Below are 14,587 nucleotides of genomic sequence, written 5' to 3'. Positions count from 1 at the left end.
CTCCTCCTTTATGCGTTACTTTTTACTTTGTCAATTCCTTCTATGGAGTCACTGTTTTCTGGAGAAACGAAACCCTTTTGATCATATTCATAAATAAGCGATTCCTTTAAGCTGCAGCCACCTGCTAAATGCTCTTCGACAATCCGGTGAGCCACTTTTTCAGTGACCTGCTTGTACCAGTCTCCCGAAGGATATACGATAGCTACAGGAGCATCTTTGCATCGTCCGTTACAGCGCGTACGCGTTGTATGAACCGCTTCATCTAAGTTCAGTTCCCCCACTTTATTACGAATAGCTTGCGTGGCTTCTTCTCCACCTTTTCTCATACAGCTACTTCCATTACAAATCAACACGTGATGTTTTGTTCCATTTAAGTTCCACGTCGTCACACTCATTCGCTCCTTTACTAAAAAAAAGCGCCTCTATCAATGATAGAGGCGCAGAAAAATTCAAACTAAGTTTTTGCACTTCCACCTATATCCCGTAGGGTAAGCTTAGCATTAGAAAAAGGCTGGTTTCCTGACTTCGATTCATCACTTGATTGCGCCTTCCCGAATACAGTGGCAAATGCAATCAGCTCCTCTTCACAGTGGCGGGTACGCGCTGGCTTCACACCAGACTTCCCATTTAACGCAATGTAAATATTACGCACCTTTTTTTTGCACGATATGCAGTTTTATGCTACGAGAAAAACCCGCTTCGCTAATATGCGAGCGGGTAAAACGTCAGAATAAAAGTGTACACGAATGCCACTTTAAGCCAACGTTTCCCTTCCCGCTCCCCGGAGAAATAGAAACTTCACAATAAAGACAGGTCTCCTGACTTGTGTATCATTCTACTTGAGAACCTTCCCGTGATTTTTTCACAGTGGTTATACTCGTTCGTCCACACTTACAGTTGCGGGGGCAGTACTGGTCTTTCACCAGTTTCCCTATTAAGCCTTCTTGGCACCTTTACTGTTGCTGTTTGATATATATGAACCTTTTAAACTATCAGAATAATAGAAGTAACTACCATATCATAGCGTACATTTTTTTTTATTTCAACTCTATTCTTTTCGTAAGATACAAGAGGCTATAAAAAAACAAGAGCAAAAAATCAGCTCTTGTTTTTCTACTATATAGCTACCAATGTTAAATGAGGATCATTATAATACACGACTTCTGAAAGAACTTTACAGCCATTTGTTTTTGCAAAAGCTTCTCTCGCCTGCTTTTCAGTTTCAAATTCAAACATTTTCATTTCTTTTCCAGCATACACCGTCAGTACCCACATGAAAAGATTCGCCTCCGATTATTGTAGTGATCGCTATATCCACATTATGACGAAACCATTTCCTTTTGAAAACCCATTCTACAAAACTTGTCATAAGAAAATTTTAAAAATTTAAAAACATTTTAACTCCTGGAAATGAACAAAATGTACAAAAGATCTAAGCAGTATTATACCTTTTTAAAAAAGGCGCTTTCTTAATCAACTGGTGCTTCACCAGTAAAAATATGTATAGTATCTATAAAAAAAGAAGCCGGCTATCCGGCTTCTTTTTAGGAAAGAACAGACATAATAACCCCGTCCTGCTCTTTGTTTTGCATAAAAATACATTAACTAAATATTCACCTCTTAAAGCTGAACCATATTTGACTGAATATAGTGATAAAGAAGCTTATACGTATGATTTAATGAATCTTGATGCGTTCTCTCAAACGCATGAGAAGAATCAATTCCTGGACCAATTAAGCCGTGTACGATGTCATGTCCAGCACGAATAGCAGCAGAAGCATCTGATCCGTAAAACGGATAAATATCTAATTTGTACTGAATATCATGCTGCTTGGCTAACTCCACCAAATGTTTTCTCAAACCGTAATGATATGGGCCGCTTGAATCTTTTACACAAATAGACACGGTGTATTCATCGGTAGATTGCCCATCACCCATAGCACCCATATCAACCGCTAAGTATTCTACTGTTTGAGGCGTAATGTTCGAATTTCCTCCGTATCCAATTTCTTCATTATTGGAAATGAGAAAGTGCGTGGTGTATGGCAGTTCTATTTGTTCTTCTTGAATCGTTTTAATGAGCTGAAGCAATAAAGCTACGCTTGCTTTATCATCAAGATGACGGGATTTAACAAAACCGCTTTTTGTTATTTCTACACGAGGATTAAACGAAACAAAATCGCCGACTTCAATTCCAAGGCTGAGAACATCTTCTGCACTATGTACTTTTTCATCCAGTCGAATTTCTATATTTTCTTGATTTCGCTCAGCTTTTCCTGCATCTTTATACACATGGACAGATGTTTGATGCATAAGGATGGTTCCTGTAAATACTTCTCCTGATGAAATTTCAATTTCACAATATTCTCCTTCAATGGAATTGTAGCGAAATCCTCCAATTAAGTCGATTTTCAGACGCCCACTCGGTTTGATTTCTTTTACCATGGCACCTAATGTATCGACATGAGCCGTCAGCATGCGGTGATGATCAGTATCTTTACCGGGAATTGTAGCGACTAGGCCTCCTTTTCGATTGCGATACGTTTGAATATTTAGCTCTTTTACATAGTCTTCGACAAATGAAATAACCTTTTCTGTATTGCCAGAAGGACTGGGAATCGAAACAAGCTTTTTAATTAACTGAACAGTTTCCGTCATTATGACACTTCCTTTGTCTCTCATTTCTTTTATTTTACCATATGTTTCAAAAAAGATAACAGGCAGCTACAAACAAAAAAGCCGGGCAGCTGCCCGGCTTTTTTGTATTAAGCTATGTTTGATTTCTTTAATTCGTTTGTGTAATTTAATGATTTTTGCTTATCAAATTCACCTTCAGACTTCGACATCACAATAGCAGCTAATGCATTTCCTACTACGTTAACTGTGGTACGCATCATATCAAGAATGCGGTCAATTCCTGCAATAAATGCCATGCCTTCAAGAGGGAAGCCCATGGATTCAAGTGTAGCAAGTACAACTACAAACGATGCCCCCGGCACACCAGCCATTCCTTTTGACGTTAACATCAGAACAAGAAGGAGCTGAATTTGATCCATAATGGAAAGGTCGATGCCGTACATTTGAGCAATAAATAATGATGCCAGCGCCTGATAAATGGTTGAACCATCTAAGTTAAACGTGTAACCTGTTGGAATTACAAACGATGTAACCGATTTAGAACAACCGAAGTCTTCCATCTTTTTGATAAGAGACGGTAGAACCGCTTCTGAACTTGCCGTTGTAAAAGCAAGAAGCAGCTCATCTTTTAATACTTTTATCAGCGTAAACATGCTTGTTCCAGCCATTTTAGCAATAATTCCAAGAACCACAAGCACAAAGAAAATCATGGTGAAGTAAACGGCGAACACTAATTTTCCTAATGGAATTAGTGATCCGACACCAAACTTTATAATATTAACGCCAATAAGCGCAAATACACCTACTGGAGCAAATTTCATCACCAAATTGGTTACCCAAAACATTGCATCTAAGACGCCTTCAAAAAAGGCTAAAACAGGCTTTCCTCTCTCTCCAATCGAAGCTACGCCAACACCAAACAGCACGGAAAATAAAATGATTGGTAAAAGGTCGCCTTCTGCTATCGATTGAAAGACGTTTGTCGGCACAATATGAAGAAGCTCTTGAGCAATCCCTGTACTTTCAGAAGTTTTTGCCGTTGCCTCATATTGAGAAATATCACTTTTTTCAATATGTCCCATATCAACCCCTGCACCAGGGTGAAATAAGTTTGCGGAAATAATCCCCACTACAATAGCAATGGTTGTAACAATTTCAAAATAAAGAATGGTTTTTCCGCCAAGCTTACCTAATTTTTTGATATCGCCTACTCCTGCGACCGCTACGATTAATGCTGAAATCACAATCGGTACGACAATCATCTTAATTAAATGAATAAATATGTCTCCAACTGGCTGTAAAATAGAAATGGCTGTATTGCTTCCATAAAAGATAGCACCTACAGCTACGCCTAAAATCAGTCCAATTAGAATCTGAGTTGCTAGACCTAACCTTTTCACTTTCTTGCTCCTTTCGCACAGTTGACTTTCATCCATCGAGCATATGCGGTTCAACGAACCGTGTATAAATATACACCCTCACAGCATCTTATGTAAACAGCTCTTTACTAAAAAAATGTAAGACCGCACATGCAAATCTTTAAAACTCACAGTTCTGTTTTATCATATCAAATGATTGTTGTATACCGAGATTTTTTTGCTGCGTATTTTTCTATTTTTGCTATTTCAGCGAATAAATTAAAAAAATAAAATTTTATATTGAAATATGCATTTTAGGTTAGTATAATACGATACATGTTTATTTTTATTATTCGAATATAAAATTCTGAAAATTTTAATTATTCAACATGATAATAAAAAGCATTTATAATTTTGGAGGTTTTAATGTGTCAAACAAAGTTCCTTTTTCATTTATAGTGGTTATTGGCTTTATGCTTTTTGCCCTATTCTTCGGCGCAGGTAATTTAATTTTCCCTGCAATGTTAGGTCAGTCTGCCGGAAGCAATATTTGGTCAGCAAATGCTGGATTTTTAGTAACGGGTGTAGGTCTGCCTCTTCTAGGCGTTCTCGCATTTGGTTTTTCCGGAAAAGAGGACCTACAGTCTTTAGCTAGTCGTGTACACCCAGCTTTCGGTATAATCTTTACTACGATTTTATACTTGGCAATCGGCCCGCTTTTTGCGATGCCAAGAACGGGAAGTGTTTCGTTTGAAATTGGCGTTAAGCCTTTTTTATCAGAAAATTCAGGTCACCTTCCTCTTATCATTTTCACGGTAATTTTCTTTACTATTACGTGCTTTTTTTCGCTAAATCCTGCGAAAATTGTCGATTTAGTAGGAAAAGTTTTAACACCTATTAAATTAACGTTTATTGGAATATTGGTAGTTGTAGCCGTTGTGAACCCAATTGGAAAATTTGAAGCACCAAGCGAAGCTTATACAACACACGCATTCTTTAAAGGCTTCCAAGAAGGTTACTTAACAATGGATACACTAGCATCATTTGTTTTTGGAATTATTATTATTAATGCAATTAAAGAAAAAGGAGCAAAAACTAACCGACAAATTATTACAATTTGTGCAAAAGCTACGGCTATCGCTGCCGTTATTTTAGCTCTTATTTATAGCGCATTGTCCTATATGGGCGCTTCAAGTGTATCAGAGCTTGGACGTCTTGATAACGGCGGTACGGTTTTGGCTGAAGTATCGAATTACTACTTTGGCTCTTACGGAGGAATTCTTTTGGGTCTGATGATTACCGTTGCTTGTTTAACGACAAGTGTAGGCCTTGTAACATCTTGTTCTTCCTTTTTCCATAAGCTGTTTCCAAAGGTTTCTTATAAGTTGATTGCTGTCATCTTATCAGCATTCAGCGCCGTTGTAGCGAACTTTGGCTTAACAGAATTAATCGCTATTTCGGTTCCGGTCTTAACAGCTATTTATCCGTTAGCTATTGTGTTAATTGCTTTAACATTCTTACACCCTTTATTCAAAGGACGTTCAGAAGTCTACCAAGTAAGCCTTCTTTTCACGTTTATCGTTAGTTTATTTGATGGCTTAAATGCTGCTGGATTCAAAATTGCGGCAGTAAACGATTTATTTACATCGATTCTACCTATGTACGGAGTGGGTCTCGGCTGGGTAGTTCCTGCTATTGTAGGAGGATTAATCGGTCTTGGTATTACCTTCCTTCGTACAAATGATAATACGAACAGAAACGCTTCAAGAAAATTGATTAAATAAAAAGAGGATGCGAGTGCATCCTCTTTTTATTATGGCGTTTTATGAATAAGGGGTTTTTTTCTCTATTAACTTCACTTCTTCTCTTAACACATGTTTTTCATATAAATATTTATCCGTTCGTTGAAAATTATATTTATTAGCTTTTTCTTTTTCAGATGTGGTCAAAAGCACCTGACCATCAGAAGCATCTGACACCCCAAATGTTTCATTTTGATAACTAGCATACGGAGCTACAAAAAATACTTCTTCAACAGCCTCCCTAGGAACTTCTTTTGTGAATGTCGTGTCATTGTATGAAATGAATCCATTTGCTACGTCGCTTTTATCATAACTAATCAGCTTTACACAGCCGTTTTCCGTTTCATAACATTCGTAGTCTCGTTTTTTGTATGTTGCATACAAACCTTTTCGAATCATAAAAAAACAGTCCTTTACATTGGTTTAGCAACCGCTGGCACAAATCGTTTTTCTTCTGCCACATAGGTAGCTAAAAGTACTTCTTCCCCATTTACCACTTGATATAGTTCCGCTCCGTTTGCTGGTGGATAATAGTTATCAAACTTGAACTCTGGAACGGTTTCCCCGTTTCGAGACCCTGTAAACCCATTAAGCGTACATGGAGGTCCATCTGTTGTTTTCCCTCCAAACACAGTTCCGTACGGAATATCAACGTGGCTTACAGCTTGTGATTTAAATTTGATTACACCGTACGTCAATCCTTCTTCAGGAAACGGTCTTTTACCTGAACCATCTGTATAATCTAGACGTAAGCTTTCAACAAAGTCTTTGTAAGAAGTAATATCATGAACATCTTCGACTTTAGCTACATATCCTCCTAGTGCTGTATAAGATCCATCTAAATATTTTTCAATATCTTTAGCAGGGATCATTTTTTGCAGCAGCGTATCTTTTGTAATGGGAGAAACAGAATCACGAATGGCCTTCATTACTTCTACTTCATGAGAAGTTAATGTTTTAACATCTTTTAATTTTAGTTCATTAAACTCTTTTTTTGTAAGATCGACGCGCTTTAGTACTTCATTAATTTTTTGATCAAAATCTTCTAAGCTTTCCAAATCTAAAGCCGTATAATGAGCATCAACTGTTCTTACATCTTTATGTACTTTTTTAACTTCATTTAATTCATACTGCTCTACTTCATCAGCCGTTTTAAATGTTTCAACGTTTGAAATGGTTTCGCCGTTCGTATCAGCTACAACGTAACCGTCTTCAGCTTTTATCACATATCCGACTTCTCCGTTACCTAACGCAATTAAGCCTGACTGTTGAAAAGCGGCTTTCTCTTTTTCTTTTTGAAATTCTTTATCTGTCATTCCCTTAGTAACGAGGGTTGTAAGTTCTGACGTGTCTTTACCGTCTTTTTGATTTGCTTCTACTTTTTCAGCTGTAACTGACGAATTTTCTGTATTAGATGAAGAATGATTAACCGTTCCAATTACAAAGATAAGACCAAATACAATTCCTATCCCATACAAAAATTTGCTTGTTTTGTGAGCTCTAAATAAAATCCACAGCACAATACAAATAATACCTGCAATCAAGCTATCTACTAATAATAGATGTCCCAACCAAACCCCTCCTCTTTAATTCTTGTTTATGTTAAAAAAATCCACAAAAGAAGTCAATACAATTAATTTAAATAAAGTTTTGAATAGGTAAATACTCATAATTATTACCAATTAATCCATTTTAGTAGTTCTCAAAAATAAAACACACCATCTAAAATAGATGGTGTGTGAAGTATAGTAAGTAATTAGGAAATTTGTTTAAGTTCTGATGAGAGTTTTAAAAACTCTTCTTTATTTTTCATTAATAGCGTGCGGTCGATTTCTTCTTTTAGCTGTGCTTTACGAAATTCTGCAATCGCCTTGTCTAAAATCATCTCAGCGAATAATGCATCAAGCACCTTTCCGTTGGATTTTTGCGGTGAATTAAGTAAATTCTTTTTCATAAGAAATCAACTCCTTGGCTTTTTTATAATATAACACAAATATTCTGACTTTTCAATCATTTAAACCGAGTATTTTAAATCTATTTTTTTCCACGTAAAAAGGCCGCCCTTTTCTCATAAAGCGCGGCCTTTTATTAAGAATCTGCGGTTTTTTCTTTCACTTCCGCATAGTAGTTTTCATATTCAATAAATTCAGGAGCTTGATGAGCTGCCATGATACCATGATAGCTGATATCTAAGCCCACTTCTTCTTCTTCTTCAGTAGATCGAAGCGGAACCACAAAGGAAATAACCTTTAACCCTATCCACGTTGTAACAAATCCCCAAACGCATAGAGCGATTAATCCAAGAAGTTGAACACCAAGTAACGTCCATCCTCCTCCTGTAAACACACCGCCGTCTGTAGAAAACAAGCCCACAGCCAACGTTCCCCATATTCCCGAAGCAGCGTGTACAGGAAAAGCTCCTACAGGATCATCAATTTGACGCGCTTCGAGCCAGTTTGTAGCTGCCATCATTAATAAGCCAGATACAGCTCCAATAAAAATAGCAGATGGTGTATTAACAAAAGCACACCCCGCCGTAATGCCCACCAGTCCGGCAAGCGAGCCATTTATCACAGAAGGTGCATCTGAACGGTTGTAGCGAAATAAGGTATAAAATAAAGTAGCTGCTCCGCCTGATGCTGCTGATAGCATTGTGACAACAGCAATGTGACCAATTCTAACGTCGGTGGCACTTAACGTACTTCCTGCATTAAACCCGAACCATCCAAACCATAATAAAAAAGCACCCACTGATGCAAGCGGCAGATTGCTTGGAAGAGAAACGGAGCTAATTCCATTTTTCGTAAATTTTCCTTTTCTTGGTCCAATCATTATCGCAGCTGCTAAAGCTGAAAAACCGCCTAGAGCATGGATAACTGCCGAACCGGCAAAATCAAGCATTCCTAACTTACTAATCCATCCGCCTCCCCAAATCCAGTGGCCGGCTATAGGATAAATAAATGTAGTCATTAAAATTGCATATAAAAGGTATGCACGAAAATTAATTCGTTCTGCTACCGCTCCAGAAACAATCGAGATGACAGCAATAACAAAAGCACATTGAAACAGCCAAAACGTTTCAAGCCCAATCGGAATGTCAAGATGCGATAAATTTCCTGATAGCGCAAAGCCGCTTTTACCGACAATTCCACCTAAATCGTCTCCGTACATTAATCCAAAACCAATTAAATAGAAACAAAGCGTTCCTATTGTAATATCAGCGAATACTTTCATAATAATATTCACGCTATTTTTATAGCGGACAAATCCTGCCTCTAGCAAGGCAAAGCCGCCTTCCATTAACAAAATCATCGCGGCTGTTAACACGACCCACGTCGTATTTATACCTAAACTTAGTTCATTAACGCTCATATAGCCACGCCTCCACCGTTTTTTAGTCGTTTTATTTCTTGTACAATAGCAGGTGAAAGCGTAATTTCACTTGTTTCTTCATTTTCTGCTTTTATTAGTTCGAGTACGTCATGAAGTTCTCGCATTTGCGCTTTAAGGTGATCAATCTTTTTAAAGCGTTCCTTTACGTATACCATATATTCGACCGCTTGGTGCTGACTTAAAGGCCGCCCGGTAAAAAATTTACGAAACGGTGATAGTGATTGATACCAAGCTTCTTCAGCACGTTTCTTCTCTTCATATTTACTAATTTTTGTCTTTATATCTTCTATCTCTTGTGCTTTAGCTTCTTTTAACTTCATTATAAATTCAATTAATTTTAATTGAGGCAATGTAATGACCACATTATGATAAAGTTCATCCACTATAACCATGTTATATCTCCTTACATAAGATGTTATATTTAGATTATATGTAGAACACTCTAGTAAGTCAATGTAATTTTTTGAAAACTCTTTAAATAGTAAATGCGCCCTATCTTTTTAATACTTATAGAATATTAAGTTCGTATGTGTTGAAATATGACGTTATTTGTTTTATCGTAGGAAGAGGAATTATGTTAGTTCCCTATTTTAATTTTATTTACCTAGGCAATTATTCGCGTTATTTTTTATAAACTTTTATTAAACAAAGGGTTACGAGGTTTTTCACTCTATTTTTTCAACGAAATGAGTTGATTTTATCTCGTATTAAAATTAAAATAGAATTATGTGCAAGATTTCACAACTTCACAATGTAGTTTAGAAGTCTAGCAGATAACTAGGAACTACATATGCAACAGTATCCAGCAAAGGAGGACTTTTCATGTCTCAATCAACTATTCAAAAATCAGCTGCAGAGGAAAATGCTGCTGTACAAACAGAAGCGGCAGTTAACAAAGGTCAAGCGGATGTGTTAGATCAATTGTTAAAGCCTGAAGTACAAGAAGCTCTTACTGTTCTTGTAGATAATTTACCAAAATTATCTGAAATGGTAACGGTGCTTACAAAAACTTACGACGTTGCGCAATCATTATTAACTGACGACGTATTAAAAGAAGATCTACTTGGTGGAGTAAAAGAATTTATCGAGCCGGTAGAAGGAACAGTAAAAGGTCTTGCAGCTACTGCAATCGAAGCAAACGATCGTGCAGAAGCAAATGCTTCTAATTCAATCGGTTTATTCGGTTTATTACGCATGCTTAAAGATCCACAAGCTCAAAAACTATTCCGCTTTGCACAAGCGTATTTAGACATTACAAACGAAAAACAAAAATAATTTTCATTAAAAAGTGTGGACGGAGGATCGACTATGTCAAAACATATTTTAATTTTAGGCGGCGGTTACGGTGGTTTATTAACTGCAATGACAGCTCGCCAACACTTAAGTGCGGATGAAGCAAAAATTACAGTAGTGAACCGTTTTGCTACTCACCAAATCATTACAGAATTACACCGTCTAGCTGTAGGCGGCGTTTCTGAACAAGCGGTAGCTTTACCACTTGATAAATTACTTAAAAACTACAACGTTGATTTAAAAATTGCAACGGTAAAAGAAATTTCACCAGATCAACGTGAAGTATCTCTTGAAGATGGTACAAAATTAAGCTACGACTACCTTGTTACAGCTTTAGGTAGTGAAACTGCTTACTTTGGTATCCCTGGTTTAGAAGAGCACAGCTTCGTTCTTAAATCAGTAAATGATGCAAACCGTTTACGTGCACACGTAGAAACTTGTATCGCTGAATACAGCAAAACAAAAAATAAAGCTGACGGTACAATCGTAGTTGGCGGCGGCGGATTAACAGGTATTGAACTTGTTGGTGAATACGCTGACTTAATGCCAAGCCTATGTCTAAAACACGGTGTTGATCCAAAAGAAATTTCTCTATACTGTGTAGAAGCAGCTCCTACAGTTCTTCCAGGCTTCCCTGCTGAATTAGTAGAGCGCGCTCAATCAAGCTTAACAAAACGTGGCGTTACATTCGTTACTGGTACACCTGTAACAAAAATGGATGCTACAACTGTTGAACTTAAAGACGGCAGCAAAATTGAAACAAAAACAATGGTATGGACTGGCGGAGTTCAAGGTAACTCTGTAGTTGCTAACTCAGGTATCGAAGTAAACCGCGGTCGTGCACTTGTAAATGAATTCTTACAATCTACATCTCATAAAGATGTATTCCTTGCTGGTGACTCAGCAGTTGTAATGGGTCCAGAAGGTCGCCCTTACCCACCTACTGCTCAATTAGCTTGGCAAATGGGTGAAGTTGTAGGCGTGAACTTAGCAGTAGCTATTCGCGGCGGAGCAATGGAATCATTCGTTCCTGTCTTCTCTGGTACACTAGGAAGTCTTGGACGCAAAGATGCAATTGGTACAATCGGCGGAAACAAAACGCAATTAAAAGGTTTACCAGCATCACTTATGAAAGAAGCAAGTAACGTTCGCTACTTATCTCATATCAAAGGATTATTTGCCTTAGCTTATTAATCCATCTTAAAACGAAAGAGGAATTCTCCTCTTTCGTTTTTTTATTTACATAAGCCAAGAAATAAGAAGCGGCAGCGTAACCAACGATAAAATAGCACTAATGACAAAAGCAGATGCCGTTTCGTTTTCCAAGCTTTCAAACCGCAAAGCAATCATAGCAGCTACAGCAGACCCGGGAAAAGCTACCAATAAAATAGCTTTTGTCACTTCATCTGAAGACAATCCTATCCATACTGCAATTCCGAGCATAACGATGGGTTGAACTGCTACTTTTAAGACAGCGATCCCAAGCGCGCCTTTACTGAAGTTAATTTTACCAATTCCAATCGTTACTCCTACTGCAAACAAAGCCGCTCCCGATGTAATACTTCCGATTTGATCAAGCATATCCTGTAAAAGTTTAGGTGACTGAAAGCCGCAAAGCGTTAAAATCACTCCAATTAACGGTACACATGCCAAAGGCTCAGATAAACCATGCAAAATAGAATGAACCGTTACTTTGAATAAACTTGTTTTCTCTTCCCCTTCCTTTCGCCCCCGTTGTCCAACAGTTCCCAAAATCGTTGCCAACGGATCTAAAATCGCGTTCACCACGATTCCTGTTATTGCAATTGGAATCGCTACTGCACCTGCACCGAACAAACCTCCAAGTACCGGAATGCCCATAAAAGCAAACGTTGGCTGAGCTGAGTTTAGTGCAAACATAGAAGAAGAAGTTAACGTATACTTCCCTGCATACTTCACGATGAGCAATATAATGAGATAAAACCCGACGATTCCTAAAATCAGCGCAACTAAAAACGGCCATTCGTCTATGAGTGTTTTTCTTGGCGTTGTCGTCACACCTACAAATAAGTGTGCAGGGAGCGCAAACTTCGTTACTAATGTGTTGAGCCCCTTAGACGTTTGTTTATCAAATTTTTTAAAATGCCCTGCTAAATAACCAAGCAAAATGACAAAAAAGATAGGCGCGAGAATGAGAAAAATTTGACCTATGCTCATTTATCATTCACCTCATTCATTTCTTGCCTTAACAGGTTTATAAACAGGCTGCCATACCGCTGCTTCTACAAGTTCATTTACATGTTGCTCGGTAACAGTTGCTACGTTATCTTTTACAGCAGCATTGGCAACTGCCACAGCAACCGCCTTTGATACTTTTTGAAGGTCTTTAATATTCGGAAGAAGCGTATCTCCTTTTGTATCTGTTTCTGCTATACGCGCTACTGCATTGGCAGCTTCAGCAAACATAGATTCAGTAAACTTTTGAGCACGAACAACAATTGCTCCTAAACCAAGGCCCGGAAACACAAATGCATTATTTGCCTGCCCAATTTCATAGGTATAGCCTTTATATTCAACAGGTTCAAATGGACTTCCCGTTGCAATAAGCGCTTTTCCTTCCGTCCATTTTATAATATTTTCTGGAACAGCTTCAGCAAGTTTAGTTGGGTTTGAAAGCGGCATGATTACCGGACGCTCTACATGTTTTGCCATTTCTTTAATAATTTCTTCGCTAAAAGCATCCGTGACGCCTGACGTTCCAATTAAAATGGTTGGCTTCACTTGCTTTACGAGCTCGAGCAGTGAAACTTTATTTTCATCGTCTTTTTCCCATTCTGTAATCTCTTCATTTTGACGAACGTAAGGCTGTTGAAAAGGAGCTAAATCTTCCATATCTTCCGTTAATAGACCTCTGTAATCATATGCCCAAAAACGATCATATGCTTCTTCTTGAGATAACCCTTCAAGCATCATCGCACTATGAATACGATCAGCATTCCCAATTCCAGCAGACCCCGGTCCAAATACAACAACCCGCTGATCTTTTAAAGGCGTTCCTGTAATACGCACCGCTGTTAAAACTGCTGCAAGAGTAATCACTCCCGTTCCTTGAATATCATCATTAAACGTTAAAATTTTATCGCCGTATTCTTTCATAATGTGACGCGCGTTAATATTCCCTAAGTCTTCCCAATGAAGAAGGGCTTTAGGAAACTTGGTCGTTATTTCTTTTACAAATTGATCAATAAAGCGATTATAGTCTTCTCCTTTTACTCGTTCATGACGGTTCCCTAAATACAGCGGATCTTCAAGAAGCTTTTTATTATTGGTCCCCATGTCAAGAACTACAGGCAGTACGCGGCTTGGGTCAATTCCTGCTGCAGCTGTGTATACCGCTAACTTCCCAACTGCAATATTTATCCCTCCCACTCCCCAGTCCCCGATGCCCAGAATACTTTCTGAATCCGTTACAACAAGCAAATCAATATCTTCGCTGTCGAGACCTAAGTTTTCAATCGCATCACTTAACCTATCCGCTTCATTTACGGATAAATATAAGCCGTCAGGCCGGTGGTATTCATGGCTATATTCTTGAATGGATTGACCTACAGTAGGCGTGTAAATAATGGGAAGCATTTCACTTAAATGATCGGTTAATAAGCGATAAAACAACACGACGTTCCGATTATGTAGATCATTCAACGAATTATTTTTTTGAAGATCATTCGGTGCTTTTTTGAACTGCTCATATGCTCTTTTTGCCTGCTCTTCTAACGTTAAGACCGTTGGAGGAAGAAGTCCCTGCAGATGAAGGTCTTCTCTTTCTTCTTCAGTAAAAGCAGAACCTTTATTTAAATAAGAAGTGGATAAAACCGATTTTCCTTTTAGTGAAGTTGAAATTGAACCATCTTTTTCTACTTTATATGCTCTCATGTTTTTTACCTCTTTTCGTGAACAATTAGATAGGGTTAGGTTCAGCAAAGAGATATATTTTTAACCATTTATTTTTAATAAAAACAAAAAAGAGATTGAGACATAATTAAATCAATCCAATCTAAAGACGAACAAATTGGATAAATGAGCTAGTATGGATCACTTGTTACACCGCTGTTGATTTCCGTGCAA

14 protein-coding genes and 2 riboswitches are annotated in these 14,587 nt (G+C 37.9%); of the genes, 3 read left to right on the top strand and 11 right to left on the bottom strand.

Annotation, left to right across the window (positions count from 1 at the left end; all coding sequences use genetic code 11):
* Window positions 1-8: 8 nt before the first annotated feature.
* The 4 genes from M3225_RS10995 to M3225_RS10980 form a co-directional block, all read right to left on the bottom strand.
* Window positions 9-389, bottom strand: a complete 381-nt coding sequence (locus M3225_RS10995) for a (2Fe-2S) ferredoxin domain-containing protein (protein WP_251393298.1) — start codon at window positions 387-389, stop codon at window positions 9-11.
* 103 nt (window positions 390-492) lie between these two features.
* Window positions 493-671, bottom strand: a riboswitch (cobalamin riboswitch).
* Between the two features lie 120 nt (window positions 672-791).
* A riboswitch (cobalamin riboswitch) is annotated at window positions 792-970 on the bottom strand.
* A 146-nt stretch (window positions 971-1,116) separates the two neighbouring features.
* Window positions 1,117-1,275 carry a hypothetical protein gene (locus tag M3225_RS10990; RefSeq protein WP_013057318.1) on the bottom strand — a complete coding sequence of 53 codons (159 nt, stop codon included), beginning with the start codon at window positions 1,273-1,275 and terminating at the stop codon, window positions 1,117-1,119.
* Window positions 1,276-1,620: 345 nt separating this feature from the next.
* Window positions 1,621-2,658 carry a M42 family metallopeptidase gene (locus M3225_RS10985; RefSeq protein ID WP_251393297.1) on the bottom strand — a complete coding sequence of 346 codons (1,038 nt, stop codon included), beginning with the start codon at window positions 2,656-2,658 and terminating at the stop codon, window positions 1,621-1,623.
* Window positions 2,659-2,765: 107 nt separating this feature from the next.
* Window positions 2,766-4,037 carry a cation:dicarboxylate symporter family transporter gene (locus M3225_RS10980; RefSeq protein ID WP_251393296.1) on the bottom strand — a complete coding sequence of 424 codons (1,272 nt, stop codon included), beginning with the start codon at window positions 4,035-4,037 and terminating at the stop codon, window positions 2,766-2,768.
* A 386-nt stretch (window positions 4,038-4,423) separates the two neighbouring features.
* On the opposite strand from M3225_RS10980, the gene brnQ reads away from it, so the two are divergent.
* The gene (brnQ, locus tag M3225_RS10975; RefSeq protein ID WP_251393295.1) at window positions 4,424-5,779 is read left to right on the top strand and encodes a branched-chain amino acid transport system II carrier protein; all 1,356 of its coding nucleotides are present in this window, start codon (window positions 4,424-4,426) and stop codon (window positions 5,777-5,779) included.
* Between the two features lie 39 nt (window positions 5,780-5,818).
* Here brnQ and M3225_RS10970 read toward each other — a convergent pair whose 3' ends face one another.
* From M3225_RS10970 to M3225_RS10950, 5 genes are all read right to left on the bottom strand, one after another.
* Window positions 5,819-6,196 carry a hypothetical protein gene (locus M3225_RS10970; RefSeq protein WP_251393294.1) on the bottom strand — a complete coding sequence of 126 codons (378 nt, stop codon included), beginning with the start codon at window positions 6,194-6,196 and terminating at the stop codon, window positions 5,819-5,821.
* 14 nt (window positions 6,197-6,210) lie between these two features.
* Window positions 6,211-7,368: a hypothetical protein gene (locus M3225_RS10965; RefSeq protein ID WP_251393293.1), complete on the bottom strand. Its 1,158-nt coding sequence runs from the start codon at window positions 7,366-7,368 to the stop codon at window positions 6,211-6,213.
* A gap of 185 nt (window positions 7,369-7,553) precedes the next feature.
* Window positions 7,554-7,751: an IDEAL domain-containing protein gene (locus M3225_RS10960; protein WP_013057324.1), complete on the bottom strand. Its 198-nt coding sequence runs from the start codon at window positions 7,749-7,751 to the stop codon at window positions 7,554-7,556.
* 134 nt (window positions 7,752-7,885) lie between these two features.
* Window positions 7,886-9,169 carry an ammonium transporter gene (locus tag M3225_RS10955; RefSeq protein ID WP_251393292.1) on the bottom strand — a complete coding sequence of 428 codons (1,284 nt, stop codon included), beginning with the start codon at window positions 9,167-9,169 and terminating at the stop codon, window positions 7,886-7,888.
* Window positions 9,166-9,582, bottom strand: a complete 417-nt coding sequence (locus M3225_RS10950) for a hypothetical protein (RefSeq protein WP_251393291.1) — start codon at window positions 9,580-9,582, stop codon at window positions 9,166-9,168. Before M3225_RS10950 ends, M3225_RS10955 begins: the two co-directional genes overlap by 4 nt.
* A gap of 430 nt (window positions 9,583-10,012) precedes the next feature.
* Here M3225_RS10950 and M3225_RS10945 point away from each other — a divergent pair, with 430 nt between their 5' ends.
* Together M3225_RS10945 and M3225_RS10940 are read left to right on the top strand one after the other, a co-directional pair.
* A complete protein-coding gene (locus M3225_RS10945) occupies window positions 10,013-10,465 on the top strand; it encodes a DUF1641 domain-containing protein (protein ID WP_013057327.1) in 453 nt (150 codons plus the stop codon).
* A 33-nt stretch (window positions 10,466-10,498) separates the two neighbouring features.
* On the top strand, window positions 10,499-11,677 hold the full coding sequence (locus tag M3225_RS10940; protein ID WP_098621972.1) for an NAD(P)/FAD-dependent oxidoreductase: 1,179 nt from the start codon (window positions 10,499-10,501) through the stop codon (window positions 11,675-11,677).
* Window positions 11,678-11,722: 45 nt separating this feature from the next.
* Here the strand turns inward: M3225_RS10940 and M3225_RS10935 are convergent, their stop codons facing one another.
* Both M3225_RS10935 and M3225_RS10930 read right to left on the bottom strand, forming a co-directional pair.
* Window positions 11,723-12,679, bottom strand: a complete 957-nt coding sequence (locus tag M3225_RS10935; protein ID WP_251393290.1) for an AEC family transporter — start codon at window positions 12,677-12,679, stop codon at window positions 11,723-11,725.
* A 12-nt stretch (window positions 12,680-12,691) separates the two neighbouring features.
* Complete coding sequence (locus tag M3225_RS10930) at window positions 12,692-14,395, bottom strand: NAD-dependent malic enzyme (protein ID WP_251393289.1); 1,704 nt, start codon at window positions 14,393-14,395, stop codon at window positions 12,692-12,694.
* Window positions 14,396-14,587: the final 192 nt, after the last annotated feature.

The sequence above is a fragment of the Priestia aryabhattai genome, from assembly GCF_023715685.1.
GTDB lineage: Bacteria > Bacillota > Bacilli > Bacillales > Bacillaceae_H > Priestia > Priestia aryabhattai_B.
This window is presented reverse-complemented; position numbering and strand designations above follow the sequence as displayed.

Coding starts and splice junctions, on each gene's coding strand:
- M3225_RS10940 (WP_098621972.1), top strand. CDS start 10,499: ATGTCAAAACATATTTTAATTTTAGGCGGCGGTTACGGTGGTTTATTA.
- M3225_RS10990 (WP_013057318.1), bottom strand. CDS start 1,275: ATGTGGGTACTGACGGTGTATGCTGGAAAAGAAATGAAAATGTTTGAA.
- M3225_RS10945 (WP_013057327.1), top strand. CDS start 10,013: ATGTCTCAATCAACTATTCAAAAATCAGCTGCAGAGGAAAATGCTGCT.
- M3225_RS10955 (WP_251393292.1), bottom strand. CDS start 9,169: ATGAGCGTTAATGAACTAAGTTTAGGTATAAATACGACGTGGGTCGTG.
- M3225_RS10930 (WP_251393289.1), bottom strand. CDS start 14,395: ATGAGAGCATATAAAGTAGAAAAAGATGGTTCAATTTCAACTTCACTA.
- M3225_RS10960 (WP_013057324.1), bottom strand. CDS start 7,751: ATGAAAAAGAATTTACTTAATTCACCGCAAAAATCCAACGGAAAGGTG.
- M3225_RS10950 (WP_251393291.1), bottom strand. CDS start 9,582: ATGGTTATAGTGGATGAACTTTATCATAATGTGGTCATTACATTGCCT.
- M3225_RS10935 (WP_251393290.1), bottom strand. CDS start 12,679: ATGAGCATAGGTCAAATTTTTCTCATTCTCGCGCCTATCTTTTTTGTC.
- M3225_RS10970 (WP_251393294.1), bottom strand. CDS start 6,196: ATGATTCGAAAAGGTTTGTATGCAACATACAAAAAACGAGACTACGAA.
- M3225_RS10985 (WP_251393297.1), bottom strand. CDS start 2,658: ATGACGGAAACTGTTCAGTTAATTAAAAAGCTTGTTTCGATTCCCAGT.